Here is a 25,537-nt window from a genome sequence, read left to right as displayed (position 1 = left end):
GACGGGAGAGATATGTCCCCACAAGAACTACAGGACGCAGTCACCAACGCAGGCCTGTCCGCGAACGACGCCTGGATGCTCGCCAGCTCCGCGCTGGTGCTCTTCATGACGCCGGGACTTGCCTTCTTCTATGGCGGCATGGTCCGCAGCAAGCACGTCCTGGGCATGCTGATGCAGAACTTCTTTGCCATCGGCATTGTCACGCTGGTCTGGGCCCTCATTGGCTACAGCATCGCGTTCGGGCCGGACACCAACGGCTTCTTCGGTGGTTTCCACTACGCCGCGATGCAGCACCTGGGTGACCCGACCGCGATCGGGTCGATCAACCCGCAGGGCAGCGCCACCCACCAGACGGTGTTCGTCGCCTTCCAGATGATGTTCGCCATCATCACCCCGGCGCTGATCACCGGCGCGACGGCGGACCGCCTCAAGTTCGGCGCGTTCTGCCTCTTCGTCACCCTGTGGTCGGTCCTGATCTACTCGCCGATCGCCTACTGGGTCTGGAACGCGAACGGCTGGCTGTTCAAGCACGCCGTCATGGACTTCGCTGGTGGAACGGTCGTCCACGCGAACGCCGGTATCGCGGGTGTCGTCCTGGCGCTCGTGCTCGGCAAGCGCAAGGGCTGGCCGGGCGGCGACTTCCGTCCGCACAACGTTCCGTACGTCGTCCTCGGCGCCAGCATCCTGTGGTTCGGCTGGTTCGGGTTCAACGCCGGTTCGGGTGCTGGCTCCGGCTCGCTGGCGGGCTGGGCGTTCCTGAACACCCAGATCGCCACCGGTGTCGCCTCGCTCGCCTGGGTCGTCGTCGAGTGGCTGCGTGACGGCAAGCCGACCACCCTCGGTGCCGCTTCTGGTGCCGTCGCCGGCCTGGTCGCCATCACCCCGGCCTGTGGTTTCGTCTCGCCGATGGGCGCGATCATCGTCGGTGTTCTCGCCGGCGCGCTCTGCGCTCTCGCTACCGCGATCAAGGGCAAGGTCGGCATCGACGACGCCCTCGACGTCGGCGCCGTCCACCTCGTCGGTGGTGTTCTCGGCGCTCTGCTGAACGGCTTCCTGGCCACCACGGACGTCAACCCGCTGGGCAAGGACGGTGTCCTCTACGGCGGGCCATGGAGCGTTCTCGGCTGGCAGGCCGTGGGCGTCGGCGCGACTCTCGGCTACTCGGCCGTCGGCACGCTGATCCTCGGTCTGTTCATCCGGTACGTCGTCAAGGGCCGTCTCAGCGAAGAGCACGAAGAGATCGGTATGGACGAGGCCCTGCACGGTGAGGCCGCGTACCAGTACAGCTCGATCAGCGGTGCGGGCACCATTTCCTCGCCGGCCCCGTCGCTCGTGCCTGAAGACGCGACGGCCTGACCGGCCGCGTCACGGCGGTCTGACCCGGGGCGGCGGAGGTCCTTCCTGCGCCGCCCCGGCGGCCCCACAGCTTGATGGGCGAGGGTGTGTCGAAATCGGCACACCCTCGCTTTTTTGCACCCAGGACGCCCCAACAGGATTCTTTCGGCTTCTCGGCGGAATACGCGAGTACTTTCGCCTCCCCCGCCCGCGGGCGGTGTTCTCCACCGCGGAATGGTCCGTGGACGGCACGTGCTTGCTGTCTGGTCCTGGCCGGTGCCGTCCTGGACCCGATCGCGTCACTGTGAGTGTCGGCCGGCCGCGACCTCACGGCAGTGGCGGCACCGACCTCGACTACACCGCGTCACACTTCCGGGTGACGCGAGGGTCGGCCGGCGTCGCGGCGGTCACGGTGACGGCCTGCCGTCCGGCCCGGAGGTGGGAGTGGAGGGGTCCCAGCGGGCGGAGGCCTTCGATAGTTGTGGTGAGAGACCACTTTTCGGTTCACTTTGGTCGGTGGCGGCGGTAGCGTCGCCGGGTCCGCTCGGTTCCAACGCGCCCGAGCAGACACAGGCCTGACCAAGGGGGCTCGGGTCTGCCAAGGGAGAGGAACAGCAATGACCAAGCTTGTCACCGCGGTGATCAAGCCGTTCAAGGTCGACGACGTCAAGACGGCGTTGGAGGCCCAGGGCGTGCACGGGCTCACGATCTCCGAGGTTCAGGGATACGGCCGCCAGAAGGGGCACACGGAGGTCTACCGCGGGGCCGAATACAAGGTCGACTTCGTACCGAAGATCAAGGTTGAGGTCGTCGTCGACGACGAGGCCGTCGACGACCTCGTGGCCGTGATCACCAAGGCCGCGCAGACCGGCAAGATCGGCGACGGCAAGGTATGGGTGGTCCCCGTCGAGACCGTCGTGCGGGTCCGCACCGGCGAGCGCGGCTCCGACGCCCTCTAGCGCGACGCTGGGCCAGCGACGACGCTCACGCGTACGTCGCGCCAGCCCGCCAGGCGCCCGGGCGACCGGCGCCGCCAGAAGCTCCGGACGCGGCCGTGCCCGGAGCGCGCACCGAGGCTCGGGACCCCCGAGCACTCCCGACCGCTCCCGCCGGGCCCCGCTGGGTGATGGCCTGACAAGCGGGGGGTTCGCCGCCGGTGAACCCCCCGCTTTTCGCTGCCGCTGACGTCCCTGCCCGCGACGTCACCGCCGTGTACGCCCGTTCCTGCCGGCCCGGTGATCGTGGACCAGGCGACGGGGGCGCCGTCCCGCCCGATCGATTCGGTAGATGAGTGTGCTTCGGGCAAGGATCTGACTGAACCGACGGATCTGGAGGTGGTCGCGGTGGATCGGCCGACTGGTGAGCCCGGCCCCGGTGCCACCCCCGCACCGGACGCGGGCGGCCCCGACGCGGTCGCCGGACTCGTGGCACTGCGCGGTCGCGACGACGCCTTTCCGGACCTGGTCGGCGCCCCGCTGCGGGCCGCGCTGACCGATCGGGCCGACGCGGCGCTGCGCGCGTTGTTCGGGAACCCGGGGCCCGGCCTCGCGCTCATCGCCGTCGGTGGCTATGGCCGCCGCGAGCCGGCCTTCGGCACGGATCTCGACCTGGTGCTGGTGCACGACGGCAAACGCGGCTCCGACGCGCTCGCCACCATCGCCGACGGGATCTGGTACCCGGTCTGGGACGCGGGGGTCGGCCTGGACCACAGCGTCCGCACCGTCGAGCAGGCCGTGTCCGTGGCCGACGGCGACCTGAAGGCGGCGCTGGGGCTGCTCGAGGCCCGCCTGGTCGTCGGCGACGAGGCACTCGCGGCCCGGCTCGTCGAGGCCCTGCGCACGCGCTGGCGGGCCAGGGCCCACCGGCGGCTGCCCGAGCTCGCCGAGTTCCAGGCCGAACGGGCCCGCCGGGTCGGCGAGGTCGCGTTCCTGCTGGAGCCGGACCTCAAGGAGGGCCGCGGCGGCCTGCGCGACGTGCAGGCACTGCACGCCCTGGCGGCCGCCTGGGTCGCGGAGCCTCCGGGTGAGCGGGTGCGCGCGGCCCAGCAGCTGCTGCTCGACGTCCGGGGCGAGATCCGCCGCGTCGCCGCGGGCCGGGACCAGGACCGGCTGCTGCTCCAGGACGGCGACGCGGTCGCCGCCGCCCTCGGCTACGTCGCCGCGGGTGCGGCCCCTGGTGCCGAGCAGCCCGACTCGTTCGCGCTCGCGCACGCCGTGGCCGACGCCGGCCGGGCCATCTCGTGGACCTGGGACACCACCTGGAACCAGGTCAGCGGCGCGCTGAAGGCCCGCTCGCGCTGGCGCTCGGCCCGCCCGATCCGCCGCCCGCTGGACGCCGGCGTCGTCGAACAGGACGGCGAGGTCCAGCTCGCCCGCGACGCCGACCCGGCCGGCGACCCGGCACTCGTGCTGCGCGCAGCCGCCGCCGCGGCCCGCGCCGGTATCCCGCTGGGCCGGTACGCGATCGACCGGCTCGCCCGGGACGCGCACCCGCTACCCGACCCGTGGCCGCCGGCCGCGCTCGACGCGCTGGTCGCCCTGCTCGCCGCCGGCGACAACGCCGTCCCGGTGCTGGAGTCGCTCGACCAGGTCGGCCTGCTCGTCCGCGTCCTGCCGGAATGGGCCGCCGTCCGCAGCCGTCCGCAGCGCAACCCGTACCACCGCTACACCGTCGACCGGCACCTGATCGAGGCGGCGGCGAAGGCGGCCCAGCACACCCGCGAGGTCGACCGGCCCGACCTGCTGCTGCTCGGCGCGCTGCTGCACGACATCGGCAAGGGCTACCCCGGCGACCACACCGACGCCGGCATCCTGATCGTGGAGAAGCTCGGGCCCCGGCTCGGCCTGCCGCCGGACGATGTCGACGTGCTGGTCGCGATGGTCCGCCACCACCTGCTGCTGCCCGACTCGGCGACCCACCGCGACATCGACGACCCGGCCACGATCGAGGCCGTCGCGCAGGCGGCCGGCAGCATCCGCGTGCTCGGCCTGCTGCACCGGCTCACCGAGGCGGACTCGAAGGCGACCGGCCCGACCGCCTGGAGCGCCTGGAAGGCGCGTCTCATCGGCGACCTGGTCGCGCGGGCGACGGCCGTCCTCGGCGGCGGCCCGGTGCCCTATGCCGGTGAGCTCAGCGAGCGGCAGCTCGCCCTGCTCGCGCTGCCCGACGAGCACCTGGTGCAGGTCAACAAGCTGCCGGACGAGGGCATGTACGAGGTCGTGGTGCTCGCCCCCGACCACGTCGGCCTGCTCGCGGTCACGGCCGGCGTGCTCGCGCTCAACCGGCTCGACATCCGGCGGGCCTCGGCCCGCGGCGCGGACGGCCGGGCGCTGCTGCAGGCGGCCGTCGCGGCGACCCACGGGCAGGAGCCCGACCCGCGCCGGCTGCTCGCCGACGTCCGCCGCGGGCTGGAGGGCCGGCTCGACGTCGCCGGCCAGCTCGCGGCCCGCGAGGAGGCCTACGCGACCCGCCGGCCCTGGCGCACCCCCGGTCCGCCGCGGGCGACGTTCGACGACTCCGGCTCGCGGACCGTGCTGGAGGTGCGCGCGCCCGACCGGGCCGGGGTGCTGTTCCGGATCGTGCGGGCGCTCGCCGGCGTCGGCATCGACGTGCACACCGCGATCGTCGCGACGATCGGCCTGGACGTCGTCGACGCGTTCTACATCCAGGAGGCCGACGGCGCCGAGGTGGTCGGCGAGGCCCGCCGCCGCGAGGTCAGCGAGGCCGTCGCCGCGGCCCTCATGACCTCCGACACCCCGGCGCCGGAGGCCTAGCCAGCCGCGGCTACCGGTCCGTGCCGGTGAGGGCGGCGTCGAGTGCGTCCAGCTCGCCTGTGAACTCGGTGCGCAGCGACGCCTTGTCGGTGTCGTCGAGCCAGGTGGCGTCCACGCCGTTGAGGACAAGGGTGCGGACGGTCGACTGGTCGTAGCCGAGGGCTGTGCACAGCTCGACATACTCACGGCCGAGGTCGGTGTGGAACATCGTCGGGTCGTCCGAGTTGAGCATGACGTTCAGGCCGGCGGCGACCATGTCCTTGATCGGATGCGCGGTCAGGTCCGGCCAGCCGTAGACGACGGCGGTCGACGTCGGGCAGCAGGTGAAGTAGATGCCCTCGTCCTTGCAGCGGTTCAGCACGGCGGTGTCGGCCAGGATGTGGTAGCCGTGGTCGATCCGCTCGCAGCCGAGCACGTCCAGGCAGGTGGTGATGTTCACCGGCGGGGCGTCCTCGGAGGCGTGGCTGGTCAGCCGCAGGCCGCCGGCCTTGGCCGCCCGGTAGGCCTCGACGAACTTCTCCGGGGGGTCGGGCGCCTCGGCGCCGTCCATCCCCAGGCCGATCAGCTCGTCGACCCGGTTCGCCAGCACCTCCTCGACCATCTGCCTGGCCAGCTCCGGCGCGTCCTGCCGGTAGACGTCGGCGATCAGCTTGCAGCGCACGCCGAAGTCGGTCTCGGCCGCCCGGATGCCGTCCACCAGGCCGTCGATGACGGTCGCCATCGGGATGCCACGGCGGGTGTGCAGCGTGGGGTTGAAGAACATCTCCCGGTACCGCAGGTTGCCCAGCCGCACCCCGTCCTCGAGGGACTCGTAGGCGCATCGGGCGAAGTCCGCCCGGTCGATCAGCGTCGACGACACCATGCCGAAGATCTTCAGGAACTCGTAGATGGTGTCGTAGTCGTAGAGCCGGGCCACCTCGTCCGTCGGCAGCGCCACCTCGTGCTTGCGGGCCAGGTCGGCGAAGGTCGCCGCCCGGACCGTGCCCTCGAAGTGGCAGTGCAGCTCGACCTTCGGCACCTTGCGCAGGTACTCGGGATAGTCCATCGCTCGCCTCCACGCTCCAGCCACGGGCCGCACGCCTGGACGGCCGGGCGGCCCCACGCTAGGACGTCGGGAGCGTCGTTGACGTTTCGGTACGGGAAAGTCCAGGTCACGGCACGGGCCGGGCGGAATGATCGCCGTTTTCGCCCTCGCGTGGTCGTGAATCGGGCCTGGGTGCAACCGTTTGAGGGCCGAGCTCGCGCTCATGCTCTGAGCGCGGTGAGGGCAGACTCTCTCGGGGGCGGACTAGCTCCGCCAGAGCGGCACGGTCACGCCGTGGACAGGCAGACCATCAGCGGGGCAGGCCTGACTGGCGCGGCGTCGCAGACCCGTTCCGGGCCCGGTGGACCGTCCGCCGGCGCGGGGCGGGCGCCGCGTCGAGGTCGTGGGGACGATCGGCGCGTACGCTCCCCGGCCGCTGGCGGCGCTGCCTGGCCGGCGACGGTGCCGACCCGGCCGTGGCGAGTGACGCGGCCCGGCCATCGGCGGTGACGCGCCGAGCTGGCAGGTCGGCCCCGGCTCGGACGGTCGCGACAGCTGGGCCGGCGTCAACCGGGCGGGCGCGATCACGACCAGCCGGCGCAGCGGCGCCGTCGCGGCGGCCGGCCTGGCAGCCGAAGCCCCCTGGGCGGTCGCGGCACTCGCGGCGCCGGCGTGGGCTGGTGCCTTCGGGCCCTGGACCGGCCGGCGCGGCTCCGGCGCAGTGACAGGCCGGGGCTCGATCGCGAGCAGTTCGCGGCGGACCTGTTCGAGCAGGTCGCTCAGCCGGACGTCGAGGCCCTTGCACACCGCCGCGAGCACCTCGGAGGACGCCTCCTTGCGGCCCCGCTCCACCTCGGACAGGTAGGGCACGGACACCCGGGCGGCGCCGGCGACGTCGCGCAGCGTCCGGCCCTGGTCCGTCCGGTAGCCGCGCAGCGCGTCCCCGACCAACCGGCGCAGCAGCGGAGGCGCCTCGCCCGACTCGGCCATCCGCCGCCTCCCCAGCTCGGGCCCGCGGGCCTCCGTTTTGACACTGATCGTAGGCCGGCTGGGCGAGCCCGGTCCGGGAACCTTGGGAAGGAGCCGGCCCGGTCGTCCCCGCGGGCCTGTCGTCTCCGCGGACCCCGCCGTCCCGGCTGGGTCGGCTGTCACGGGCGGGCTTGGTTGTCCCTGGCGGGTTTGGTCGTTCGGGCGGGCTCAGTCGTCCCGGTGGGCGGTGTCGGGCGCGAACGCGGGTAGGCAGACCGAGATGTAGTCGGCGCCGTCCGCGCCCAGCGTGCTGTAGCGGACCCACTCGCCCGCCGCGGTGTGGATGGCCTGGCCGGCACCGACCTCCACCCGCCCGCCCTCGTGCTCGACGGTGACGACGCCGCGCAGCACCACGGTGTACTCGTCGAACTCGGGGCGCTGCCCCGGCTCCTCCCAGCCGCCCGGAGCGGTCATGTGCGCGATGCTCACGCCGGGCGTCCCGCTGTTCACCTGCCCGACGTACTCGCGGATGATCTTCGGGAGGTTGCCGGCTGCTTCGATGATGGTCGGCTTCTCGATGAAGGTGGGCATAAGTCTCATCTTCGCCGACCCCCGGGAGTGACCTGTCGAGTCCTGCCTGGTGGTCGCGGATCCTGGCTCCTCGTGACCACCAGGTAGGACTGTTCGCCTGGCCCGGTCAGGTGCGGTAGCCGAAGGGAGACTCCGCCGGGACGGCACGGGCGGAGGCGACGACCTCGTCGATGAGGCCGTAGTCCCTGGCCTCGTCGGCGGTGAACCAGCGGTCGCGGTCCGAGTCGCGGTCGATCTGCTCGACGGTCTGGCCGGTGTGGAACGCCGTGCGCTCCTGGATGACCCGCTTGGTGTGCAGCGTCTGCTCGACCTGGATCGCGATGTCGGAGGCGGTTCCGCCGATGCCGCCGGACGGCTGGTGCATCATGATCCGGGCGTGCGGCAGCGCGTACCGCTTGCCCGGGGTGCCGGCGCAGAGCAGGAACTGCCCCATCGAGGCGGACAGCCCCAGCGCGACGGTCGCGACGTCGTTGTCCAGGTACTGCATGGTGTCGTAGATCGCCATCCCGGCGGTCACGACGCCGCCCGGCGAGTTGATGTACAGGAAGATGTCGCGGCGCGGGTCCTCGGCGCCCAGCAGCAGCAACTGCGCGCAGACCCTGTTCGCGACCTCGTCGTCGACGGCGGAACCGAGGAAGATGATCCGCTCTCGCAGCAGGCGCTGGAACACCTGCTGGCCCAATCCGAACTCGTCCGACCCCTCGGCCATCTGTCCCTCCGGCGGCTGCGCCCGGCGGGCCTCGCGAGTGACGCGAGAAAGGCCCGGTCCGGTAAACCCAGCCTCCCCCGCCGACCCCACCCCCCGGCCGATCCTCTGCCCCCAGCAGATCTGCCGCAGGCAGAACCCCGCCGGCGCAGGCAGCGGTGGCGCCGATTTCCATACCCAATCGCGGATCTTCGGCCTCGTGCGGCCGGCGCCATAGGCAAGATCGTGAACCTGGTATGGATAAAAGACGCATATCGGGCGGGAGGCGCCGGTTTCGATACCAGACCGGCGATCATCGCACCTGAGTACGTCGCCGACCGTCGATGATCGCCAGCTTGGTATCGAAACCGGCGTCGAGCCGACCACGGTCGCCGGGCGTGGGAGCGGCCGGGACGGCTGGGCGTTCTCGCGCGATCATCAAGGGTGGAGCTGGTCCCCACGACGTGACCACGGCCTCGCCGAAACGCAACCACAGGCTCGCTGGGACGCGCCCACGGGTGCCAACCACCGAAGAGGCCAGCCCCACGTCATCCACGTCCAGCTAGTCAGGCGTTGGGAGGGCGCTCAGCGCCCGAGGTTGGGGGCCGGAGGCGCGAAGGGCCGTTTCCGGCCCTCAACCCTAGTCGGCGGCGCGGCGGGCGCGGTGGGCGTCGTCGTGCAGGACGCCCAGGAACGACTCGGCGATGCGGACCTGCTCCTCGAGGGAACGCAGCTTCTCCTCGCCGAGGGCGATCCAGGTCTCCAGCCGCTCGAGGAGCTCGGCGCGCCGTTCCGGGGCGGCATCAGCGCTGGTCGCCTCGTCGCGAAGGTCGATGAGTGCTCGCATTTCCTCGAGGGCGAAGCCGAGCGGCTTCATCTTCTTGATGAGCAGCAGCCGGTCGACCGCCTCGTCGTCGTACAGCGGTGTGCCCGTCCCGTCCTCGCCGACGGCGGCGAGGATCCCGGCCTCGGCATAGAAGCGGGTGGTGCGCAGCGACAGGGTGACCTTGTCCGCCACGTCACCGATCTGGTAGACCTCGCCCCCAGCACCGGGGGCGGACGGGATGCTTTGGGTGTTGGACAACTGAACCCTTACTCGATGCGGGACTCGGACGGATGAGTGCTGTTACGTCGCGGCCGGCCGCGACCAGGCCGGCCGGCCTGGCTGCTCGCGCGCCCGCGTCGGTGGCGCGGGGGACCGGGTCAGGTCCGTTCGGTGACCGCCTCCTGGCCGTCGCCGGGGTCGTCATCCCGGATCGGCGCGATCGCGGGGGAGCTGGGATCACGGGTCGCGTCGTCATGCAGGCCGGCGACGAAGTCGGCCGCGATGCCGGCGCGGGCTCGCAGGTCGGCGAGCTTCTGCTCGGCCAGCGCAGCCCAGGTCCGCAGGCGCTCCCGCAGCTCGTGGCGGCGTTCGGCGGTCAGGCCCGGCAGCCGCAGCTCATCGCGGACGGCCAGCAGCGACCGCATCTCCTCGAGAGTGAACCCGAGCGGCTTCATCCGCTTGATCAGTAGCAGCCGGTCGAGGGCATCCTCGTCGTAGAGCCGGAAGCCGCCCTGGGTCCGCCCGACCGGGGTCAGCAGCCCGGCCTCCTCGTAGAACCGGACGGTGCGCAGCGACAGCCCAACCTGGCGGGCGACGTCCCCGATCTGGAGGACCGGTGGTGCCTCAGCGGCCACGCCTCGCGTGGCCGTGCTCGAATCCCGTCGGACGGTGAACAAAGGCTGCCCCCCCATCACGCCGAGTATCCGTAGGTCGAAGGCCGGCGGCCCGCTCCTGGGACTTTGCGGCGCTTCATCCCTTTAACTTAACGCAGTGCGTTCACGGGGCCGGGGCCGGCTGCCGCTTGGCGTGCCCGGTAAGCCGCGCGTCGAACTCGTGCACCCACCCGGATCCGGGCGAACGCTTCGAGCGTAGTGGCAGGTCGGGTGCTGGCCAGCCAGTTTGGGGGATGTTGATCGGACGCGCGGGGCCGGGGCGCGAGGCGTTCGCCTCAGGGGCTCGCCGGGCCATCACTCGCGGTGGCCCCGTCGGACGTCCCGTCGGTCGATCCCGTGGCGGGTTCGGTGGCCGAGCCGGCGACCCGGTCGGCGCGATCCGCGCCCGGCCCGGGCCCGCCGGGTCGCGTGCCTGTTCTCGGCGCGGCCGTCGGGAGCGGCCTCGTCCCCGGTCCGGTCGAGAGCGGCCCGGTCTGAGGCAGCGGGACGGTGCGAGGCCCCGCGTACGGAGCTGACCCAGCCCTAGGTCCGGTCGTCGGGATCGGTCCGGTCTTGGGCCCCGCGGTGGGGATCGGCCCGGTCTTCGGTCCTGCGGTGGGGATCGGCCCTGTTCTCGGCCCCGCGGTGGGGATCGGTCCGGTCTTCGGTCCTGCGGTGGGGATCGGCCCTGTTCTCGGCCCCGCGGTGGGGATCGGTCCGGTCTTCGGTCCGGTCGTGGGGATCGGTCCGGTCTTCGGTCCTGTGGTCGGGATCGGTCCGGTCTTGGGCCCGGTCGTGGGGATCGGGCCTGTTCTCGGCCCCGTGGTGGGGATCGGGCCGGTCCGGGGGCCGGTCTTCGGGAGCGGGCCCGTTCGCGGGCCGGTCCGGGGGAGTGGCCCGGTACGAGGTCCGGTGGGCGGAAGCGGTCTGGTCGTCCGGATTGGGCCTGTGGCTGGCCCCTTGATCGGAAGCGGACCGGCAATCGGCCCGGTCGTGGAAACCGGGCCGGGGCTCGTCGTCCCGGGCAGGTCGGTGGTCGGGGGTTGGCTGTCGTCTTCGGAGGTGTCCCCACGGTCTGGCCCGAGGACGGCCGGCCACCAGAAGACGACCATGAGCAGGCCGAGCGCCGCCGGGATCACGATCGTGAGGGCCTGGACAAGCGTCATATGCGGGCTGAGCGCGAGCGCGAGCCCGAGCCAGATGGACAGCACCCCGAAGGCCGCGCCCTGCGCCGTGGTCTTCGAACTGGGCCGCTCGCCCGGGAGCGGGATCGCCGGTGCGTTCGCCGGGTCGCGGAGGTCCTCGAGACCGTCCGGGTCGGCGAGCCTGATCGGCACGAGATCCGGCTCCGCCGGCGAGAGCTCGATCGCCGCCGTCGGGCGCAGCAGATTGACGGATCCGTCCAGGCTCGCGACGGCGAGCAGCCCGCGGGCCGGGGAGAAGGCCACCGCGGTGACCGGCAGCCGCGCCCGCAGCCGGCCGACCGGGACCGTCGGGTCGGTCAGGTCCCACAGCGCGACCTGATCGGCGCTGACAGTCGCCAGCCACCGCCCGTCCGAGCCGAACTCGACCATGGTCACCCAGCCGGAGTGCGCGTCGATCGAGGCCCGTGGCGCCGGCGCCGACGGGTCGACCGTGTGCCAGAGGTCGACGGCGCCGTCGTTGCGCCCCACCGCGAGCGTCTGGCCGTCCGGCGCGACCGCGACACCGAACAGCGGACCCTCGCCGGCGGTCAGGTGCGTACGGCGGACCGGCGCCGAGGAGACATCCCAGAACTCGACCCGCTCGCCGACCGTCGCGAGCCAGCGGCCGTCCGGGAACGTCGCCGCGCCGCGCGCCGCCCGCCGGTCACCGGCGCGCCCGAGGACGCGGGGCCGGCTCGGGACGGTGACGTCCCAGACCCGGGCGGACTCGCCGGCGAACGTGCCGACCAGCCGGCGCCCGTCGGCCGAGAAGTGCAGGCCGGTCAGCCCGCCGGGGTGGTCGAGCAGCGCCCGGGGCACCGGCGCGCCCGCCCGGTCGATCCGCCAGAGCGCGGCGTGCGCGGTGTCGTAGCCGGTGGCGAGCCAGGCCCCGTCGGGGGAGAACGCCACCGCCGGCCCGGCGGCGAACCGGGTTCTGATCGTCCAGCGCTGCCGGGGCGTGGTCGGGTCGGTGATGTTCCACAGGCGGATGGCACCGTTCCCGCTCGCCGTCGCCAGCCGTCGCGCGTCCGGCGAGAACGCGACGGCGTACACGGGCGAGGTCACGTCGACGCGGTTCCTGGCCCAGCCCGGCAGGACCGACACGCGCGGCGGGCGCGACCAGCGGGGCGACCGTCGCCAGCCGCGCTCGAAGAACCAGCGCAGCCGTCGGGGCCCCTCCGGCTTCGGCTCGGTGTGCGGGGCCAGCGACCAGCGCAGCGCCGGGCGCCGGCCCGGCACCAGCGACCAGATCAGGGCGACCGGCCAGAGGAGCAGCCACGCCCACCGCACCCGCAGCCATCGGGCCCAGGCCCACCGGCGGCGACCCGGACCGGGCAGCACCCCGACGACCGCGAAGGCGTCCGGTTCCTCCTGGGACGCGTCCTCTTCGGGGCTCTCGGCGCCCGGGCTGGCCCTGCCGGGGTCGTCGTCCCCGGCGGCGCCCTCGCTTACCGAGGTGGGCGCTTCCGACATCTCCGTGGCCGTCTCGCCCGTCGCCGTGCCGCTCGTGGCCGGAGAGCGCCTGGTCGTGGTGTCGGCGCCAGCGGCCCGCGTGCGGGTCGGCGCGTCGCCGGGTATGGCGGTCGGCGCGGTCACCGCGGCGGTGGCGAACGGCCCGTCGATCGGCGGCAGCAGCATCGGCCCCGTGTCGGGCGCGGGCGGCGGGATCGGGACCGGCCCCGTCGTGGGGTCGTCCGGGATCAGGAAACGGAGGAACTCACCGAGATCCCCGCTGCCGGTGGAGCCGACCGACGAGCTTCTGGTCTCGACCGGTTCCGGCATGGTGTCCTGGGCGGCCGGCGGCGCCGGCGGCGCCGGCGGTGCCGGCGCGGCCTGCGTCGCGGCGTCTTGCGTGGCCGCGGCTTCGGTGGTGCTCGTCGTCGACTTGGCCCGCGTGTTGGCCCGCGTGCGGGTCGCCCTGGCCCGGGCCGGCTTGGCCGGCGGAGCCGACGGTGGTTGCGTCGGCGGGATCTCGGTCACGGCGGTCTCGGAAGATGCGTCCTGGACGGGCTCGGGCGCCGACGAGGGCGGCGGTGCGGGAGCGGGCACAGCAGTCTCGTCCCCCCGCGGTCCCATGACCCCCAAGAATGGCACCAGGCGACGCCGGGTTTGGCGCTGGGTTGCCGGGTTCGGACCCTACCGCGTGCTGGGCCTTGTTTCAGTCGGTCGACGCCGGCGAGGCCGCGCCGGCTCCGCTACGGCCGCGCCGCCTGGCCGGCTGGGTAGCCCAGCAGGAACAGGGCCTCGGCCAGCGCGATCTGTTCGATCTCGCTCGGCGCGACGCTCTCGTTCGGCGCGTGCATCAGGCAGGCCGGCTCCGCGACGCCGATCAGCATGATCTCCGCGTCCGGATAGGTCCGGGCGAACGTGTTGCACAGCGGGATCGCGCCGCCCTGCCCCGCGGTGGTGACCGGCCGGCCGTAGGCCAGCGACATCGCCGCGGCCATCGCCCGGTAGCCGGTTCCCTCCGTCGACGCGCGGAACGGCGCGCCGAACCCCTCCAGCTCTACCTCGACCTGGACGTGCCAGGGCGCGGCGGACCGCAGGTGGGCGGCGAGCAGCTCGAAGGCGGCCTCCGGGTCGACCCCGGGCGGAACCCGCAGGTTCAGCCGCGCCGCGGCGTACGGCTGCACCGCCGACGGAGCGCCGGTCAGCGGCGGCGCCTCGACACCGATGACTGTCAGTGCCGGGCGGGCCCACAGCTGGTCGGCGACCGTCCCGCTGCCGAGCAGGTCAACCCCGGGCAGGACGTGCGCGTCCGCGCGCAGCTGCTGTTCGGGGTAGGCCTCGCCGTCCCAGACACCGCCGTTGGCCAGACCGGTGATCGTGACGTCGCCGGCCTCGTTGTGCAGCGTCGCGAGCATCGCGACGAGCGCGAGCAGCGCGTCCGGCGTCGCTCCGCCGAAGGTGCCGCTGTGCATGCCGCTGGTCCCGGTCGTCACCCGGACGACGGCGCTCACCATGCCGCGCAGCGCGGTCGTCATGGTCGGCACTCCGACGGCGACGTTGCCCGAGTCGCAGATCACGATCGTGTCGGCGGCGAGCACCTCCGGGTGCTGCTCGACGAACCGCTCCAGGCCGCCGGTGCCCTGTTCCTCGGAGCCTTCGACGATCACCTTGATCCCGACGGCCGGCGCGTCCCCGACCGCGCGCAGCGCCGTCAGGTGCGCCATCAGGTTGCCCTTGCAGTCGGCGGCTCCCCGGCCGTACCAGCGGCCCGCCCGCTCGGTCAGCGCGAAGGGCGGGCTGTCCCAGCGCGTGTCGTCGCCGGGCGGCTGGACGTCGTAGTGGGCGTAGAGCAGGACCGTCGGCCCATCCGCCGGGCCTTCCGGCCCGCTCTTGGCCGCCGGGCTGGCCGGGCGGTGACCGATGACGGACGTCGAGCCGTCCGGCGTCTCCACCAGCCGGACGTCCGGCAGCCCGGCGTCCCGCAGCGCGGCCGCCACGAGGTCGGCGGCGCGCACACAGTCGGCCGACGGCCCGGTCTTCGGGTCGAAGACGCTCGGCAGCGCCACCAGCTCGGCGAGATCCTCGATCGCTCGCGGCATCAACGCCCGCACCCGCCCGGCGACCTCGGCCGCCAGCTCCCGCGTGACGGCGTCGGACAACCCCGGGGTTCCGGCCGGAGCGGCGGTGGCGTCTCGGCCGGACAGGCCGGCGGTCGGGGAGGTCCGGGACGGGCCGGGGGCGACGGGCATGGCCACTATCTGACCACGCCCCCCACAGGTGTGCCGGCGCCGGATGGCGGATCACGAGGCCCCGCCCACCTCGGGCGCGCCGTCCGGCCGTGGGCTGGGATTCTGGACGCATGGACGACCGGGCCGGCGAGAACAGGCAGGCGGCCGGGCTGGATCCGGTGACGCTCTCGGTGCTGTCCAGCGCGCTGGCCGGCATCGCAGAGGAGATGGGGACGCTGCTGGTCCGCAGCGCCTACTCGTCGAACATCAAGGAGCGGCGGGACTGCTCGGCCGCGCTGTTCGACGCTACCGGCCGGATGGTCGCGCAGGCGGCGCACGTCCCGGTGCACCTGGGCGCGCTGTACGAGTCCGTCCGGGTGGTCGCCGAGCGCGCCGCCGCGCGGTCACCCGAGGCCGCGGACGGGCCCGGTGACGTCTGGGTCCTCAACGACCCGTTCGCCGGTGGCAACCACCTCCCGGACGTCACCCTGGTCAGTCCGCTCGACTTCGAGGGCGAGATCGTCGGCTACGCGGCCACTCGGGCACATCACTCCGACATGGGCGGCATGCGGCCAGGCTCGATGCCGGCCGACTCCCGCGAGATCTTCGCGGAGGGGCTGATCATTCCGCCGGTCCGGCTGGTGTGCGCCGGCGTCTGGCAGGAGGACATCCTCGACCTGATCTGCGCGAACTCCCGTACCCCCGACCTGCGCCGCGGTGACCTGCGCGCGCAGGCCGCCGCGAACCGGCTGGCCGGCGTCCGGCTCGCCGAGCTCGCCGAGCGCCATGGCGTCCGCACCGTCCTGGCCGCCTTCGACGAGGTGCTGCGGTACGGCGAGCGGCGCAGCCGGGCGCTGGTCGCGCTGCTGCCCGACGGCAGCTACGAGGCGGCCAGCGAGCTGGAGGGCGACGGCGCTGACGACGTCGACATCCCGTTGCGAGTCCGCGTGACCATCGCCGGTGACGGCCTGACGGTCGACTTCGCCGGCACCTCCCCGGCCGTGCGCGGCAACGTCAACTGCCCGCGCGCGGTGACCCGCTCGGCCTGCTGCTTCGCGCTGCGGGTGCTGCTGCCCGACGACGTGCCGGCCAACGACGGCACGTACGCGCCGCTGACCGTCGTGACCGAGCCCGGGTCGCTGGTGGACGCCCGCCGCCCGTCGGCCGTCGTCGCCGGCAACGTCGAGACCTCCCAACGGATCGCCGACACGGTGCTCGCCGCGCTCGGCGCGGCCGTCGACGCCGCCCGCGCGGCCCGGCCCGGCGGGCCGGCCGCCGGCGCGGACCCGTTGCCCGTGCTGCCCGCACAGGGCCAGGGGACGATGAACAACCTCGTGATCGGCGGGGACGGCTGGACCTACTACGAGACCCTCGCCGGCGGCGCGGGCGGTTCGGCACGCGGCCCAGGCCCGTCCGGGGTCCACGTCGGGATGACGAACACGCTGAACACCCCGATCGAGGCGTTGGAGCTCGAATACCCGATGCGGGTCGAGCGCTACGAGCTCGACGAGACGACCGCCGGCGCGGGCCGCCACCCCGGTGGGGCCGGCCTGGTCCGCTCCATCCGGGTGCTCGCCCCCGCGACCCTCTCGGTCCTCACCGACCGCCGCCGCCACGCTCCCCAGGGCGCCGAGGGAGGCGCGCCGGGCGCCGTCGGCCACAACGACGTAGACGGCGACCTCCTCCCGCCCAAGACCAGCCGCCCCCTCACCGCCGGCTCCGTCGTCACGATCCGGACCCCAGGCGGCGGCGGCTGGGGCACCCCCGGCTGACCACCAGTCCCCTTTTAGATCATGAGCGGGCCGGCCGCGGTCTGACCGGCAGAGCGTGGTTTTGCATGGACTTGATCGCCGTTTGGGCCCTGGAATGGTCGCGACGGGAGCGTTTCTACGACCACCCCAGGGCCCAAACGGCGATCATGAACGGCTACTTGGCTCCACGCCAGCGGCCTCAGTGACTCGGTGGTTGGGGGATCGCGGCCGTGCGGGGAACGTGGCCGTGGTTCCCGCCCGGCCACGGCACGACCGCGATCCGTCTAGGGGGTGGGCGGGCGGTCGCCGGGCGGCGGGTGCTCGGCGAGGGCCGGTGGGTAGGCGGCCGTGGGGAGGCCTTGGGCGCGGCGGCGGGCGGGGCTGCCCAGCTCGATCTGGATGGTGCGGACGGAGCGCCAGTTGACGAGCATGGTTCGGCCGTTCGCCAGGTGGAGCTGCTCGACCTCGCAGCGGAAGACGGCCTGGGCGACGCGTCGGCGCAGTTCCTCCGGGTCGGTGTCGGCCGGCAGCTCGAACGCCTGGCCGTCGATCACGATCCGCACCCCGGCCTCTGGCCGACCGGTCCCAGTCACAGGTCAACGTTCGCACGTGTGTTCGAGTAAGGCAACGTCGTGGGCTCCGCTCCTGCTCACGTGTCGCCATGTGCACGGTCTGGTGCCGACCGGAGTGGCTAGCCCGCTCGCCCGTCACGGCCCGCGTTCTATTGCTTTCGTGTCGTTTTCGATGGCCTGGCCTGCCCACCTCGGTGGGCCAGGAGTCCGGGCATCGTCGTTCTGGAGGCTCTTGCGTCTAAGGGTAAGGCTGTCCTAAGTTAGGCAAGCTTGCCTTAGGTTAGGTCAGCTTGAGTCGGTCCGGAGTGGCGAAGGGAAGGGGTGGCCGGTGCTTCCCACTTTTGTGATCGGGCTGCGGGAGGGGCTGGAAGCATCCCTGATCGTCGGCATCGTCGCCGCCTTCCTCCGGCAGCGCGGCCGGCGCGACGCGTTGCGCCAGGTCTGGTTCGGTGTCGGCCTGGCTCTGGTGCTCTGCCTGGCCGTCGGCATCGCCCTGCAGGCGGTCGACCGGGAGCTGCCGCAGCGCCAGCAAGAGGGGCTGGAGACCGTCATCGGGCTCATAGCGGTGGCGATGGTCACCTACATGATCCTGTGGATGCGACGCAACTCCCGCGACCTCAAGCGCTCGCTGGAGAACGCGACCGCGTCGGCGCTCGAGACGGGGTCCACCGGCGCCCTGGTCGCGATGGCCTTTCTCGCCGTGCTGCGGGAGGGCTTCGAGACGGCCGTATTCCTGATCGCGGCCTTCAACGCGAGCACTTCGCCCGCCAGCGCGGGCATAGGAGCGCTCCTCGGTGTGCTCGTCGCGGTTGTCATTGGTATTGGTATCTACCGCGGCGGCGTGCGCATCAACCTCTCCCGTTTCTTCCGGGTTACCGGGCTCGTTCTCGTCCTGGTCGCCGCCGGACTGCTTGCGACGGCCGCGCACACCGGCCACGAGGCTGGCTGGCTGAATGCCGGCCAGAAGCAGATGTTCGACATGTCGTGGCTTGTGCGGCCGGGTACGCCGTTGGCCAGCGTGTTGACCGGCGTGCTGGGGCTGCAGCCGCGCCCGGTCGTCGCCGAGTTCGTGGCCTGGATCGTCTATCTCGTCCCGCTGGTGCTGTTCATCGCCTGGCCGACCAGGCGGCGCGGGTCTCCCGCCGCGGCGGCCACGACGGCACCCGTGGCGGCGGAAACCGCGACACCGCAGGGCTCCGCCCCCGACACCACCGTGCCGGCGACTGTCGGGTCGGCGCCCGCCGGGACGGCGGCACAGACGTCGACGGGTGAGCTCCAACCGGAGCCGGCTCCCCGGAAATAGCACCGCGTCGAACACCAGCGGCCGCAATACGCCGGCGCCTTGGCCGGGCCCGCCGCGGCCAGGGCAGCTGGTGGCTGGACAGCCCACGGTCCCGCCCGGGGCTGTCCGCCCACACAAACAAACACTCACAAATACTGGGGGTACTCCGTGCGCCGCGCACCACTCGCGTTCAGCGCCATCGCCGTCATCACCGCCGCGTGCGCCGCCTGCGGAGGCAGCTCGTCGGGATCCGGGACGAGCGCCGGCAAGCAGACCGTCAACGTGACGATCTCGTCCAAGGGCTGTACTGCCGACCCGGCCACCATTCCGGCGGGGGCGACGACGTTCAAGATCACAAACAAGGACGCCGACGCCATCACCGAGGCCGAGCTGCTCAACGGCGACACGATTCTCGGTGAGAAGGAGAACCTCACGCCGGGCCTTTCCGGCACGTTCTCGCTGAACGTCAAGCCGGGCAAGTACCAGCTTTACTGCCCGGGCGCGAAGGGCGGCCCGGAGAAGGTCGACTTCGTCGTCACCCAGGCGGCCTCCGGTGCCGCGGTGACCACGCTCTCGCCGGAGGTGGTCACCGCGCTCAACACGGCCGCCACCCAGTACGCCGACTACGTGAAGGCCCAGGTCGCGGAGCTGGTGACCAACACGACGCCGTTCGTCGCCGCGGTCAAGGCCGGCGACCTCACCCAGGCCGCCGCCCTCTACGGCGCGCCGCGCCTGAACTACGAGCGGATCGAGCCGGTCGCCGAGGCGTTCGGGGATCTCGACCCCGCCATTGACGCCCGGATCGACGACGTCGACGACCCGGCGAAGTGGACCGGTTTCCACCGCCTGGAGAAGGCCATCTTCGCCGACAAGTCGCTGGACGGGATGGGCCCGATCGCCGACCAGCTGCAGGCCGACGTCGGCAAGCTGAACACGCTCGTCGCCACGACGACCTACCAGCCGGCCCAGGTCGCCAACGGCGCGACCGAGCTGCTCGACGAGGTGGGCCAGTCGAAGATCACCGGTGAGGAAGAGCGCTACAGCAAGCTCGACCTGCTGGACATGCAGGGCAACATCGATGGCGCGGACAAGGCGTTCACCCTGCTCCAGCCGGGTCTGTCGAAGATCAACCCGACGCTGGCCTCGACGGTCCAGGGCCGCTTCACCGACATGTACGCCGCGATGGCGCCGTACAAGGAGGGGACGGGCTACGTCTCCTACGACAAGGTGACCGAGGCCCAGCGCAAGACCCTCTCGCAGGCCGTCGACGCGCTGGCGGAGCCGCTGTCGCAGGTGGCCGGGACGATCGTGCAGTAAGGCACCGCACGGGCGGCCGTTCGAGCGAGAAGCCGGACGGCCGCCAGGCGGTGGGTACCTCCCAGGAAGATCACGAGGGGATTCAGCAGTGATGGCCGAGCAGCGTGGGCTCTCTCGACGCCGGGCGCTGCTCGGCGCGGCCGGGTTGGCGGGGGCAGGGGCGGCGACACTGGCCAGTTGCTCGGACGACGGTTCGAAGCCGCCGGCCGGCGCGCCGCGAGACGTCGTCGCGTTCCACGGCCCGCAGCAGGCCGGGGTGAGCACCGCGGCGCAGGACCGGCTGGCCTTCGCGGCCTTCGACGTCTCGGCCGGTGTGACCCGCGACGAGCTGCGTGACCTGCTGCGGATCTGGACCGACGCCGCCAGCCGGATGGCGGCCGGCGAGCCGGTCAGCGACGTCGAGTCGGCGCCGCAGTCGCCGCCCAGGGACACCGGCGAGGCGCTGGGCCTGTCCGCGGCCAACCTGACCATCACCTTCGGCGTCGGCCCGTCGCTGTTCGACGACCGTTTCGGCCTGAGCGCCCGGCGGCCGGCGGCGCTCGCCGACATCCCCGCGATGCCCCGCGACGAGCTCGAGCCCGACCGCGGCGGCGGCGACCTGTGCATCCAGGCCTGCGCCGACGACCCGCAGGTCGCCTTCCACGCCGTGCGCAACCTGCGCCGGCTGGCCCAGGGCACCGCCGTCCTGCGCTGGTTCCAGCTGGGATTCGGCCGGACGAGCACCACCAGCTCCGCCCAGCAGACCCCGCGCAACCTGATGGGCTTCAAGGACGGCACGAACAACATCAAGCGAGAGGACACCAAGTCCCTCGCCACCCATGTCTGGGTCGGCCCGGACACCGACCAGGCGTGGATGCGGGGCGGCACCTACGTGGTCACCCGCCGGATCCGGATGCTGCTGGAGGCGTGGGACCGCGACTTCCTCGCCGACCAGGAGGACGTCTTCGGCCGGCGGAAGGACACCGGCGCCCCCCTGGGAGCGGAGACGGAGTTCGACCCGGTGCCGCTCGCGGCCAAGGGCGAGGACGGCGCCCAGGTGATCCCGGCCGACGCCCACATCCGGCTCGCCGCTCCGGCCACCAATGGCGGCATCACGCTGCTGCGGCGGGGCTACTCGTACACCGACGGCGTCGACCAGCAGACCGGTCAGCTCGACGCGGGCCTGTTCTTCATCGCCTTCCAACGCGATCCGCGCACCGGGTTCGTCCCGGTCCAGCGCAGGCTGGCCCAGTCGGACGCGCTGAACGAGTACATCCGGCACACCAGCAGCGCGCTGTTCGCCGTCCCCCCGGGCGTCTCCGCCACCGGCGGCGACTACTGGGCCCGAGGCCTGTTCGCCTGAGCCCGGCGCTGGCCAGCCCGACCCGGTGGTCGAGATGATCGCCGTTTTGGCCCTTGACTGGTCGTGTTCTGGGACCGTCCGCGACCACTCCAGGGCCAAGACGGCGATCTTGAACCGAAGTTGGCGGCTGGGGGCCGGGTAGGGCCGGAGGGCGTGGCGTCAGAAGGTCTTGGCGCCAGCCGCTGACGGGGACACCGGCCGCGCAGGGGCCGCGCCGGCCGCCGGGACGACGCCGATCGCGCCGCACTCGGGCCCCATCCGGTTGAGCAGAATCGGGATGCGGTGGGTCGCGAGGTAGGCGTCGACGGCCTGCTGGGAGCCCTTCCACCAGCCGTAGTCGTCCACGATCAGCACCCCACCGGGCGTGATCCGCGGGTACAGGTGCTCCATCTCGTGCCGGGTCGACTCGTACCAGTCGGTGTCCAGCCGCAGCAGCGCGATCCGCTCCGGTGCCTGCGCGGGCACCGTCCGCTCGACCAGGCCCTTGACGAAGTGGATCTTGTCCTCGGGGTAGCCGATCTGGGCGACGTTGGTCCGGACCTGTTCCAGCGGCACGATCGACCAGGCGGACGCGGGGTCGGTCGGGTCGGCGTGAGCCAGCAGGTTCTCGGCGGTCTGCCCATCCGGGGCGATATCGGCCCCGGTCGGCGCCGGCATCCCCTCGAAGGTGTCGAACAGGTAGAGATGGCGTGAGGTGTCGCCGAGCTGGAGCAGCGTGCGCGCGGCCGCCATCGCCGAACCGCCGGCCCAGACGCCGCATTCGACGATGTCGCCGGAAATCCGGTTGTTCACCAGGTAGCGGACGGCCTGGATGAGCGCGAAGACCTTCGACGGGTCGGTCATGGTGTACGGCGACGTCTCCCGGATGGTCGAGACGGCCAGCGCGTCCATGCCCGGCAGGTCGAACCCGGCGCGGCGCCGGACGACGTCGAAGCCCGCCTGCCGGACCGCGCTGCGCAGGGTCGACTTGGCCTGGTTCGCGTACGTCGCGACCTGCTTCTTGGAAGCCATGCGCCTCTCCTCGACTACGGATTCGACTACGGGTCCTCGACCGCGGGCCGCGCGCCGCCGTCGACAGACCAGGTACGTCTGCCGTGGGCGGTGCCCGGGCGATGATTTCATAGCGGTCTGTCGCATCTGTGGGCCGGGCTGGGCCCTTTTGGGGCGAAGCGTCCGGCGGACTGGCCGGGGCGGACTGGCCAGGTCACGTCCGCTTGCGGCGGGGTGATGGACGCCGCAACGGGGTCCTGCGTCCCACGAGGCCTGGGTAAGGTGAGCCCAGAAGGGGAGTAGCCCTGCTGTCCGGCATGCCTGCTGTTTCGGTAGGCCCGTGTCGGGCGGCCCTGTCGTCGACATACTGGCGGCGTCGTGAGGCGGGTCGGCAACGGCCGGCCGGTACGCGGCGCAGGCCCGGCGGCTGGGCCTGGTCGGTCTCGGAACCGGTCGGGTGGGCGAGACCTTCGATCCGGTTCGCGACGCCGGGTCGAAGGCGTCCCCGCGCCACGGCCCGGCCCGAGAAGAAGGGCCAGGCCGTGAGCCTTACCGCCGCGCTCGTAACGTTCGGCGTCATCTTTCTTGCTGAGCTGCCCGACAAGACCCTCGTCGCGAGCCTGGTGCTCGGCAGCCGGTTCCGGCCGCTGCACGTGTGGATCGGGGTCGCCGCCGCGTTCCTCGTGCACGTCACGCTGGCGGTCGCCGTCGGCAGCGTCTTCACGCTCCTGCCACACCGCGTCGTCGACGCCGTGGCCCTCGCGCTGTTCGTCATCGGGGCGGTCCTCGTCTACCGGGAGGGCAACGACGACGAGGCCGAGGAGGAGGCCGAGGCCGAGCGGGAGGTCGCGCAGGCTGTCGGCCCGGACGGGCCGGGCGCGACGGCTGAGGCCGGGCCGGGTCCGGTGGGCGCCGCCAGCGTGGCCCGGTCCGACGAGCCCTCGTCGGCGACAGACGCCTCGGCGGCCGGCGTGGCGGCGGCGGGTGTGGTGACCGCGGGCGGCAAGAAGGCCCGGGAGACGCCGCGTGGGTTCTGGCGGGTGGCGGCGACGTCGTTCACCGTCATCTTCGTGGCCGAGATGGGTGACCTGACCCAGATCTCGACGGCCAACCTCGCCGCCCGGTTCGGTTCGCCGGTGTCGGTCTGGCTCGGCGCGGTCCTCGCGCTCTGGGCCGTCGCCGGGCTCGCGATCGCCGGCGGCCGCAGCCTGCTGCGGGTCATCCCGGTGAAGGTCATCACCCGGGTCGCGGCGGCGGCGTTCGTCGTCCTCGCGGTCATCAGCCTGGTCGACGTCATCCGCGGCTGAGCCGGCCGGCGCGACCCGGCATGCTGTTCCCATGGCGACGACGGCGCGGCGGCGGGGCGATCCCTGGGCTCCAGTGGTTCCGGATCTCCCGTCCGAGCCGCCGGGCGCGCCGGCGCCCGGCCCGGCGGAGCCCGTCGAGCTCGCCGACCTGCTCGCCACCACCGGCGACGGGAACGGACGCGACGTCACGCTGGTCGGGGCCCGGCTGGCGAGGCTGCGCGTGGTCGGTGGCGACCTGGCCGGCGTCACCCTGCGGGACGTCGCGGCCCGGGAGGTGGCGCTCGCGGGGACCGTGGCCGACGGTGGCGCGGCGACCAGGGTGGCCGTCGACGGTGGCCGGCTGTCCGGCGCCGTCTGGGTGAGCGGCGAGATCCATGACGCCCGCCTGACCGGTGTGCGCGCCGACGGCCTGACCCTGCGGTTCTGCCGGCTGCACCGCTGCCGCTTCGAGGACTGTGACCTGACCGGGCTGGATCTGACCAGGAGCCGGCTCGACCACGTCGAGTTCATCCGTTGCGACCTGACCGGCGCCGACTTCTCCGGCATGACCGTCGTCGCCGCGCGGTTCGCCGACTGCCGGTTCGACCGGGTGACCGGCGCCGACGGCCTGGCCGGCGCCCAGGTCGGCGCCGGGGACCTGGTGGGTCTCGCCCCGTCGCTCGCGACCGCGCTCGGCATCGTCTTTCAGTGACATTCCTGTCACTGAAAGGTCCAGGCGGCCCGGTGATGGGTTCTACGAGTAACTAGTTCTGTACGGATCGTTTCGACCCGGTGTCGGGACCCGCGACCCAGCGTGCTTATATCGGTGCGTCGACAGGGTGTGAGCCGTTCCGTCGGGCGAAGCTCGCGGGCTCGGAGACGTCCTGTCGTCGTGGACAGCGCGGGCACCGCGAGGTCGACCACAGTCGGCGATCCGGGTGGCCGCTTCGGCGGAGGTGAGTGGGGCGTGGGCGAGACCGTGGACGATGGCGCCTGTGGCGAATGGCAGCGGGTGCCGGAGGAGATCGCGCAGCGGCTCGGTGACGTGCCCGGGGCCGCGTACGAGGTGCCCGACGAGGTGACCTGCGCGCTCGAGCACGGCCATCAGGGCGACCACACCGCCGTCCTGCAGGGCTGGGGCGACGACGAGGTCTGGCTGCTCTGGACCGTGCCGAAGACCGTCGTCGCGCCCAGTTGCCGCGCCGACGGCCTGACCTGCCTGCTCCCGAATGGCCACGCCGGTCGTCATCACGTGCTCCTGGCCGATGTCGTCGAGGATGACGGCCCCTACTGGGTCACTGACCGCGCGGAGCTTGAGGCTCGGCTGACCCGCGGCTGAGCCGCGCTGGTCGGCGGGCCTTCGCCTTGCCGGGGCAACAGCCCAGGTGTCGGGCCTAGCCGGGCTCCGGCCCGGCGTCCGGCGCCGGCAGCGCGAACACGAGGCTCAGGTCGGCGTCCGAGCTGAAATCCCGCAGGCTTGCCCCTGGTGGCAGCTCGGCCAGCACGGCGCACAGGCCCTGCGCGCTGGTTCCCTCGCCCACGACGACGACGCGCCGTCCGGCCGGCGCCCGACGTGCCTCTTCGCCGTCGGTCCGGACCCGGTCAGCGGCCCCGCCCGCGGCGAGGTCGCGGCGGGTGACCTCGGCGGCGTGCGTCAGCCCGTCGGCGAGCCGGTCGGCCTCGGCCGGCCGCAGGTAGACCGCGTTGACGGCGTCGAGCAGCGGTGACTGCAGCCGCAGCAGAACCACCCGATCCCCCGTGGCACCCCCGGGCTGGGTGCTGACGGTGACCGAGCTTCCGTCGGTCCGGTGCAGGAACGTGACTCCGCTCCGGTCTCGTTCGCCGGGGAAGGCCAGCGTCGGGTGGCTGGAAGCCACGGCCGACGCGGGTCCCGGCGCCGCGGTGCGCTGGCTGGGGGTACGGGCCTGTTCATCACGCATGATCGAAAGATCGCACCGGAGTCGGCCCGATCCCACCCCGCGAGGCGGGGACCTTTTGGCGACCGGCCCGAGACCGCCGGGCTCGGGCTCGCCGGTCGCGCGTTCGGGTCGCCGTCCGGAC

The 25,537-nt window shown here is 72.8% G+C and carries 21 protein-coding genes; 10 read left to right on the top strand and 11 right to left on the bottom strand.

Features of this window, described 5'->3' with window-relative positions:
* Positions 1-12: 12 nt before the first annotated feature.
* From FRAEUI1C_RS31725 to FRAEUI1C_RS36845, 3 genes are all read left to right on the top strand, one after another.
* Positions 13-1,356, top strand: coding sequence for an ammonium transporter (locus tag FRAEUI1C_RS31725; protein ID WP_013427475.1), 1,344 nt, complete (start codon positions 13-15; stop codon positions 1,354-1,356).
* Between the two features lie 596 nt (positions 1,357-1,952).
* Complete coding sequence (locus FRAEUI1C_RS31720; protein WP_013427474.1) at positions 1,953-2,294, top strand: P-II family nitrogen regulator; 342 nt, start codon at positions 1,953-1,955, stop codon at positions 2,292-2,294.
* 384 nt (positions 2,295-2,678) lie between these two features.
* Positions 2,679-5,108, top strand: a complete 2,430-nt coding sequence (locus tag FRAEUI1C_RS36845) for a [protein-PII] uridylyltransferase (RefSeq protein WP_013427473.1) — start codon at positions 2,679-2,681, stop codon at positions 5,106-5,108.
* Between the two features lie 10 nt (positions 5,109-5,118).
* Here FRAEUI1C_RS36845 and add read toward each other — a convergent pair whose 3' ends face one another.
* From add to FRAEUI1C_RS31675, 8 genes are all read right to left on the bottom strand, one after another.
* On the bottom strand, positions 5,119-6,153 hold the full coding sequence (gene add, locus FRAEUI1C_RS31710; protein ID WP_013427472.1) for an adenosine deaminase: 1,035 nt from the start codon (positions 6,151-6,153) through the stop codon (positions 5,119-5,121).
* Between the two features lie 243 nt (positions 6,154-6,396).
* Positions 6,397-7,122 (bottom strand): helix-turn-helix domain-containing protein, encoded by a 726-nt coding sequence (locus FRAEUI1C_RS41730; protein WP_013427471.1) that lies wholly within the window; start codon positions 7,120-7,122, stop codon positions 6,397-6,399.
* Between the two features lie 207 nt (positions 7,123-7,329).
* Entirely contained in the window at positions 7,330-7,692 is a 363-nt protein-coding gene (locus tag FRAEUI1C_RS31700) for a cupin domain-containing protein (protein WP_041259777.1), read from the bottom strand.
* A 106-nt stretch (positions 7,693-7,798) separates the two neighbouring features.
* Positions 7,799-8,401 carry an ATP-dependent Clp protease proteolytic subunit gene (locus FRAEUI1C_RS31695; RefSeq protein WP_013427469.1) on the bottom strand — a complete coding sequence of 201 codons (603 nt, stop codon included), beginning with the start codon at positions 8,399-8,401 and terminating at the stop codon, positions 7,799-7,801.
* Between the two features lie 616 nt (positions 8,402-9,017).
* Positions 9,018-9,461, bottom strand: coding sequence for a MerR family transcriptional regulator (locus FRAEUI1C_RS31690; protein WP_013427468.1), 444 nt, complete (start codon positions 9,459-9,461; stop codon positions 9,018-9,020).
* 119 nt (positions 9,462-9,580) lie between these two features.
* On the bottom strand, positions 9,581-10,057 hold the full coding sequence (locus FRAEUI1C_RS31685; RefSeq protein ID WP_232425190.1) for a MerR family transcriptional regulator: 477 nt from the start codon (positions 10,055-10,057) through the stop codon (positions 9,581-9,583).
* Between the two features lie 314 nt (positions 10,058-10,371).
* The gene (locus tag FRAEUI1C_RS31680; protein ID WP_157735109.1) at positions 10,372-13,308 is read right to left on the bottom strand and encodes a WD40 repeat domain-containing protein; all 2,937 of its coding nucleotides are present in this window, start codon (positions 13,306-13,308) and stop codon (positions 10,372-10,374) included.
* Between the two features lie 146 nt (positions 13,309-13,454).
* Complete coding sequence (locus FRAEUI1C_RS31675) at positions 13,455-14,957, bottom strand: dipeptidase (protein ID WP_013427465.1); 1,503 nt, start codon at positions 14,955-14,957, stop codon at positions 13,455-13,457.
* A gap of 110 nt (positions 14,958-15,067) precedes the next feature.
* On the opposite strand from FRAEUI1C_RS31675, the gene FRAEUI1C_RS31670 reads away from it, so the two are divergent.
* Positions 15,068-16,708, top strand: a complete 1,641-nt coding sequence (locus tag FRAEUI1C_RS31670; RefSeq protein WP_013427464.1) for a hydantoinase B/oxoprolinase family protein — start codon at positions 15,068-15,070, stop codon at positions 16,706-16,708.
* 263 nt (positions 16,709-16,971) lie between these two features.
* On the opposite strand, the gene FRAEUI1C_RS31665 is transcribed toward FRAEUI1C_RS31670, so the two are convergent.
* Positions 16,972-17,280 carry a hypothetical protein gene (locus FRAEUI1C_RS31665; RefSeq protein ID WP_157735108.1) on the bottom strand — a complete coding sequence of 103 codons (309 nt, stop codon included), beginning with the start codon at positions 17,278-17,280 and terminating at the stop codon, positions 16,972-16,974.
* A 322-nt stretch (positions 17,281-17,602) separates the two neighbouring features.
* On the opposite strand from FRAEUI1C_RS31665, the gene efeU reads away from it, so the two are divergent.
* The 3 genes from efeU to efeB all read left to right on the top strand — a co-directional run bounded on the left by efeU (position 17,603) and on the right by efeB (position 21,200).
* Positions 17,603-18,562, top strand: coding sequence for an iron uptake transporter permease EfeU (gene efeU, locus FRAEUI1C_RS31660; protein ID WP_232425189.1), 960 nt, complete (start codon positions 17,603-17,605; stop codon positions 18,560-18,562).
* Between the two features lie 147 nt (positions 18,563-18,709).
* Complete coding sequence (gene efeO / locus FRAEUI1C_RS31655; protein WP_013427461.1) at positions 18,710-19,858, top strand: iron uptake system protein EfeO; 1,149 nt, start codon at positions 18,710-18,712, stop codon at positions 19,856-19,858.
* Between the two features lie 91 nt (positions 19,859-19,949).
* Positions 19,950-21,200 carry an iron uptake transporter deferrochelatase/peroxidase subunit gene (efeB, locus tag FRAEUI1C_RS31650; RefSeq protein WP_013427460.1) on the top strand — a complete coding sequence of 417 codons (1,251 nt, stop codon included), beginning with the start codon at positions 19,950-19,952 and terminating at the stop codon, positions 21,198-21,200.
* Between the two features lie 159 nt (positions 21,201-21,359).
* On the opposite strand, the gene FRAEUI1C_RS31645 is transcribed toward efeB, so the two are convergent.
* Positions 21,360-22,211, bottom strand: a complete 852-nt coding sequence (locus FRAEUI1C_RS31645) for a TylF/MycF/NovP-related O-methyltransferase (protein WP_013427459.1) — start codon at positions 22,209-22,211, stop codon at positions 21,360-21,362.
* A 521-nt stretch (positions 22,212-22,732) separates the two neighbouring features.
* On the opposite strand from FRAEUI1C_RS31645, the gene FRAEUI1C_RS31640 reads away from it, so the two are divergent.
* The 3 genes from FRAEUI1C_RS31640 (at position 22,733) to FRAEUI1C_RS31630 (ending at position 24,815) form a co-directional block, all read left to right on the top strand.
* Complete coding sequence (locus FRAEUI1C_RS31640) at positions 22,733-23,497, top strand: TMEM165/GDT1 family protein (protein ID WP_013427458.1); 765 nt, start codon at positions 22,733-22,735, stop codon at positions 23,495-23,497.
* Positions 23,498-23,528: 31 nt separating this feature from the next.
* Positions 23,529-24,188 (top strand): pentapeptide repeat-containing protein, encoded by a 660-nt coding sequence (locus FRAEUI1C_RS31635; RefSeq protein WP_013427457.1) that lies wholly within the window; start codon positions 23,529-23,531, stop codon positions 24,186-24,188.
* Positions 24,189-24,443: 255 nt separating this feature from the next.
* On the top strand, positions 24,444-24,815 hold the full coding sequence (locus FRAEUI1C_RS31630; RefSeq protein WP_013427456.1) for a hypothetical protein: 372 nt from the start codon (positions 24,444-24,446) through the stop codon (positions 24,813-24,815).
* A gap of 55 nt (positions 24,816-24,870) precedes the next feature.
* Here the strand turns inward: FRAEUI1C_RS31630 and FRAEUI1C_RS38730 are convergent, their stop codons facing one another.
* Positions 24,871-25,416 carry a hypothetical protein gene (locus tag FRAEUI1C_RS38730; protein WP_049807041.1) on the bottom strand — a complete coding sequence of 182 codons (546 nt, stop codon included), beginning with the start codon at positions 25,414-25,416 and terminating at the stop codon, positions 24,871-24,873.
* Positions 25,417-25,537 lie beyond the last annotated feature (121 nt).

The sequence above is a fragment of the Pseudofrankia inefficax genome (assembly GCF_000166135.1).
In the GTDB taxonomy this organism is placed as follows: domain Bacteria; phylum Actinomycetota; class Actinomycetes; order Frankiales; family Frankiaceae; genus Pseudofrankia; species Pseudofrankia inefficax.
Note: the sequence above shows the minus strand (reverse complement) of the source record. Positions and strands in the feature narration are given on the sequence as shown.